Source organism: Mesorhizobium sp. M2A.F.Ca.ET.039.01.1.1, assembly GCF_003998035.1.
Lineage (GTDB): Bacteria > Pseudomonadota > Alphaproteobacteria > Rhizobiales > Rhizobiaceae > Mesorhizobium.
In genome coordinates, this window is sequence record NZ_RZRY01000403.1 from 1 (window position 1) to 5777 (window position 5777).

Consider the following 5777-nt stretch of genomic DNA (forward strand, 5'->3'; position numbering starts at 1 on the left):
GGTCGGGCCGCATGAACTTGTTTCGTTTGGGGCTGCCTATCTCTAGATGGCGAGCGTCGAGGCTCATGGTGGAGACGAGGGCTCCCCGGCATTGTCCCGCCCAGCGCCGCATATCGCACCGAGGCTGATGTTTGAGTTTTGCGATCTCCTCTACTGGCTGTCTTTCAAATACTGGTCACGCCGCCTTTGGCGCGGATTGAACCGTGCAGGCAATCGACCAGATGAAGTCCACCATCGAGCGTGCAATGGCGACATTGACGACGTTAGCGTTCTTGCCGCGCGCGCTCAGCCGACGATATCGGGTGCACAGTCGAACCTGCGCCTTCCACCCGATATCGCGAACGACTTTTGGCAGCGCCTCGATCCGGTCGACCTGTGCCGGCCGATGCGCGGCCTCATCCTGTAAGCCCAGGCGCCCTCGACCAGCGCGCGCCGGGCATGGGTGTTGCCGGTCTTGGCATGCCGCCGCGCCAGACGGTCTCGCCACTCGATTGCTCGCCGGGGACCAGGCCGAAATAGGCCATGAGCTGGCGTGGATTGGAGAAGCGTGTGAAGTCGCCAACCTCCGCGACACCACGGCATTGATCAGTGCGATACCGCGCATTGCCTGCAAGGCATCAACCTCCGGGCGCTGGTTCCATTCCGGGAGCAGGCTGAGTATCTGTTCCTCGACCTGCTGCAGGCGCCGTTCCGCATTCATGACGGCATCGACGTAGTCCTGAAATGCGAGCTGCTGAGCGGGATGTTCGAAGGCCAATGTCGAAAGCCATCGCCGGTAAGCCATTCGCCAGTCCCACGCTCGTGCTTATGCCCGTGACGCAGCAAATCCCTGAAGATGTTGACGCGCTCGCGTCACCACCTGGCGCACGACGCTGCGCAGCCGGATCAGGTCGCGCATGGCTTCGTGATTGGTATCGGACACCCAGACAGGGTCAACTCTTCGGCCCGATTGAGGCGGGCGAGCATGGTGGCGTCGCGACGGTTTGTCTTCACCCGATCGCCAGGCTTACTCGGAATCAGCGATGGCGCCACCACGTCGCAGCGATGGCCCAGGCTTGTGAGTTGGCGATAAACGCCATAACCGCACGGGCCGGGCCCTCATAGCAAAACGCCAGCGGCTTGCCGGAACGCCCCAGACGATCGCATAGCTTGTTGATGGCATCAGGGTCGTTGGCAATCTCGCCGAGATATTCCACCAACCCGCGCGTCCGCACTCTGCCACCGCGATCGAAATCCGCTCCTTGTGAATATCCAAACCGACAAATCTGATACGGTTCATGTGGCCCGTCTCCTATGCATGAGGCTCTGCGCCGGCCAGCCGGCTTAACGCTCGTACCGTTGCATTTCGGATGACGGACCACCCTCAGGCCCAGCAATCATAGGGACTAGCATGTGCCGCGATCAAATGCGTAAGCAACGAGCGAGGTTCGGCTTGGTCCGAAACCATCCCTGGCCGTGGAGTGACAAATCTATTGTCAAACCTGTCTTCTCGCCAATCAGCCGTTGCACAAAACTGCAATAAAACTCAAATAAAACGCGCGCAGAGTCTTAACGCCGCAAACTTTGACCATGATTGCCTCCGGGCAAGGTCTGAGGGCCGAGCACGGCTACAAAGATGACGACAATCTTCAGATCGCCGCACGGCACGCCATCCTCTAGGCAACACGGCGCACTTCTTCAACAACGTGCTGGGTCTCGTTGACAGCTATCTCGGGCTGGCTGCTCAATTATTCTGCCTTTCGGGGGCGCATCCGACGATGGTCTTCACCGTGTCACAATGCCCCTTATCGCGCCAAGCGTCGTCCGGCACGGCGCTGGCCTTCGCGACGTAGTTCGACGAAGCCGTTCGAGATCCGCCATTCTGTGGAGGGTCATCCCTTCCACGCCCGAGAGTGAAAATTGCCCTGAGCCAATGAGCAATCCTTCCAGAATTTGCCGAGTACTTCGCTGTTACGCGGCCCCTTGCCCCACACGCTCTGATCTCTCCTTTGCATCCGGGAGGGTGTCCCCGATGACGCGATCCGCGCGGAGCGCATGGAGACCTGCGCCGGGCACCGTTGCAAGATCTTCGGCCGCCGCCGCGGCACCGCATAACCAATGTCATGGCTCGAAAGTCCATGTACATCAAGCCTATTGTAAGGTTCATTGGCGCATCGTTTACCGCTGATGCGTGGAAGAGCGATTAGCTGCTTACGGCGACTACGCCCGGCTTCCGCTCCTCCCCGTGGCGGCCTTCAACATTAAATAAACCCACGATTTGCTCGCTGACAGATGACGTGTTGCGAGGTCACTTCGCCGGGAGAGGCCTGTTGGCAGGGCTCAGACCAATTCGCCCAGCGGTGCAGAAACGTGGCACGATGCGTAAATATAGCCGGTCGTGCGCTCCAAGCGATCCTCCATGCCGAGCTTGGTCATCGCGGTTAGGATAGCCTGCCGTTCCTTCACTGTTGAGAAGCGGCGCTGGCGCTGTCTGAAGCGGCGTTCAAGCCTGGTTTCCAGTCCAAAATCCCGCAGGGCCATTGCGATATTGTCATAGCTGAAGGGGTGCATTGCGAAGGCAACGACCCACGGGCAAGACGTCGCAGACGCAGCATACACGCGTGCAAATGTTCGCTCTGTGGCGTAACCCACACAGCCTGTGCTGATGACGATATCCGCACCCACGAGATCGCAGTGTTCCTCGACCGTCAAGTCACGGGTTTCTAGATCAGCCACGATACCGGCTTCCAGCAGGCCCAGAACTCGCGCATAGCGAACAGCCCGGAACGATGGGTCGACTCCGACGAACTGGATGTCGTCTCGCAGGCCGCGATTGCGAAAGAAGGCACGATGCTCGAACTCGTGTCGGCGCGAGAGCGATCCGCTGGGTGCCAGATAGGCAGCATAGAGATCGTCGAGACTGAGATCTGTGCGTAGTAAGGCGGCGTTAATGCCATACGAGCAACCGACGTCGATAATCTTCAATCTGGTTTTCTTTCGAACGCGTCGATAATCGGCAAATATCCTTTCGAAAACGGGCTTAGCCCGATCTGGTATCACATAGTCTAAGGACAGATGCGCGCGAAAATAGGCGTGCGGCCACCTGGAATTATAGGCTGCCGCGAAATCATGCTTCGCCCCCTGAATGTTGGCGCGCCCTGCACCTGATAGCGCCATCGTGCCCCTCACTGCCCAGTGGCCTTGGGGGCGCAGCCGACTATCGGGATAGTTCTGTCTGAAAGCTGACAGACTGGCGAGTTGATTTTGGGAGATGCGGACTTTCCGATGTCTTCTATTCCACAGAATACGATCTGACGCGGATCTGACATGCTGCTTTTCCTTCATTCGTTCCTTTGATCGCGATGTGATCCCGACAGGGAGCCCCTCCGCGAGCGAAGGAGTTCAAAAGTCGTGCCAGCCGCGCAGAAACAGCATGGGAGTTTTTCGTCAGTGTTATCAATAGCGGTCGCAGGCCCCAAGCCTCCGCCGCACATCTTCTGCTGCAAACCCGCGCACAGACCCTCGACGGCTCCCTGCGCTCCGACCTTCAAGCAATGGTATCTTGGGATGGCGAACCACAATTACAAGAACGGCGAAATGGCCCGCGCCGTCCCATAAGTCCTCATGCTCTTCTAATAGCGGAGTGGAAGCCCGTGACTGCGCTGTGATGAACGCGGAGCACACCGTTTCAGCGCGTTCATACGCACAGATGACGTGACAGCGCCTTGAGTGCTGGTTGCCCTGCCCGCACGATGGCGCCAAAGTGTATCTCTCGCCGCCTACCTCCTGCCGTGTCGGATGGAGCTTCTGTTAAACCCAACCTGCATCAATCTTAACACTTCTTTATAAAAGCCCATGTGCTAGGACATGCAGTTGTTGTCATGATATCAACTACTTAGCATACAATGTCGCGTCCCCACCGCTTGCGTTGACGGGGAACCTATATATGATACCCTTCGGCCAAGTAAGACGAAGAGAGTCAACCGATGTCAGATGTATTTTGCGCGGTGAAGGAATGAACTATGAGAGAGGAATCGTCCGCCAGTAGATAACTTCTCACTTGCCGTCCACTACTTGAGTCTAGGCCCTCCGCGTCGCCACATTTGTCGAGCACAGCGGCAACCACTTTCGCTACGGGGTTCCAAGGGATCCGCAATTAAAATGGAGATGTCCCGAGCTGGTTTAATGGACTAGGGTTGGGACCAGGGTTTGCCGAGCAAAAACTCCGCTGTCTACTGGAAAGATTGCGCTTGCCCGAAGGAGAAACAATATGCAGCTTATACTCAAGCGCTTGACCGCCAAGATAACGGAATCCGAAAGAGATCAGCAGTCGTCCGGAAGCGTAAGTATTGACGATGTGGTTGATCATGACTTCGTGCCACATATTTCTGGAGACGAAGCTTATCACGTCATCGGTCACCCTGGTGCGGATGGGGGCGTACCAACGGAACAGATCGCCAGACTGCAAATGCCGGAGGATAACCTAATCTGCAGTGACATGCGTAGTACGCATCACAAAGCACAAATAAAGGTTTCCGATATCCCAAATGTTCTGCACGACCTCGAGCATTCCGTAAAGGTACTATCACTTGACTGTTTCGATACCTTGCTATGGCGCAAGACAGCGACACCAAGCGACGTTTTCGCCGTGCTGGCCGAGGATCCCGTCGCGCGAAGGTTAGAGATAACTCCTCACCAACGCATTAGCGCAGCTGCGCGTGCCTATCGAGCGAAGCGTTTAGAGAACCGGTCTGGGGAGATCGATATCGGTGACATTTATCGGCTTTTTACATCGCTTTCTGGGGAAGAAAGAGAGCTGTTGGCTGAGGCTGAAATCCGGGCCGAAATGAATGTTTGCTTTGCTTTCTCACCGTTCGTGGAGTTGATTAGGCTGGCTCACACCCGTGGTATCAAAATTGTCATCGTGAGCGATACGTATTTGCGCGAGGACGAGTTAACACGCCTTTTGACTCGGCATTTGCCTGCAGACGTTATGCGGGCGATTAGCAAGATTTACTGCTCTGTCGATCACGGCACGTCGAAGAGCCATGGCCTTTTTCGGGTTGTAATCGAACAGTGTGGGGTGCCTGCAGCGCAAATACTTCATATCGGAGACAACGATGTTGCCGATGCGCAAGCGCCGCAGAAATTAGGCCTACGTGCGCTACATTTCCAGCCGTTTGATCGCGAGGTCGCAGACTTCTTGCGCCTACAACACGCGGCATCTTCGTTGATTGTGTTCGAGCAACCAGCACCGGAAGCGCTTGTTCTTCCCTGCTACAGTCCATTTCGGCCACTGTTTTCTGTGGCAAACCTCCGTCCGTACGCGCCTGAGACAGTGATCGGCTACATGTCGTTTGGCCCGGTGCTATATGCCTACGCCCGTTTTCTTATGGACGAAGTCGCGGCACTGCAGAAGCAGGGCAAGCGAGTAAGAGTCCTCTTTCTGTTGCGTGACGCATATCTTCTTTCAGCCGCTTGTGAAGCATATACTGGCAAATCCGTCGGGAAGCTGGTGCGAATCCGCAGGTTCGTTGCGATTGCGGCCTCTTTCAAAAACCGTGCCGATGTGGACTATTATATCAGCGGAATCAGCCCCGAATTTTTCAACCTTCATTCCATTGCAAAACAGCTTTTGCTCCCGCCTGACGTGACGGAATTGCTAATACGAATCGCACGTCAATCTGACGATCCAAGAAGGGCGTTTCATCAGTCGCTGCACGACGACGACGTGATGGAGTTGATATTAAAGAACTCGTTTGCTTTGCGTGGGCGCATGATGCGCTATATGTCAAAAC

The 5777-nt window shown here is 56.1% G+C and carries 2 protein-coding genes and 1 pseudogene; 1 reads left to right on the top strand and 2 read right to left on the bottom strand.

The genetic code is table 11. From position 1 onward, the window contains the following. Positions 1-175: 175 nt before the first annotated feature. Positions 176-1279 (bottom strand): annotated as a pseudogene (locus EOA24_RS25135) (IS110 family transposase). Between the two features lie 1040 nt (positions 1280-2319). Continuing rightward, on the bottom strand, positions 2320-3324 hold the full coding sequence (locus EOA24_RS25140; RefSeq protein ID WP_245501850.1) for a hypothetical protein: 1005 nt from the start codon (positions 3322-3324) through the stop codon (positions 2320-2322). 925 nt (positions 3325-4249) lie between these two features. On the opposite strand from EOA24_RS25140, the gene EOA24_RS25145 reads away from it, so the two are divergent. Next, a partial coding sequence (locus EOA24_RS25145) for an HAD family hydrolase (RefSeq protein WP_348633082.1) occupies positions 4250-5777 on the top strand: 1528 nt, incomplete at its 3' end.

What these genes read in the sequence shown, in the direction of transcription:
- EOA24_RS25140 (WP_245501850.1), bottom strand. Translation starts at nt 3,324, where the DNA reads ATGAAGGAAAAGCAGCATGTCAGATCCGCGTCAGATCGTATTCTGTGG.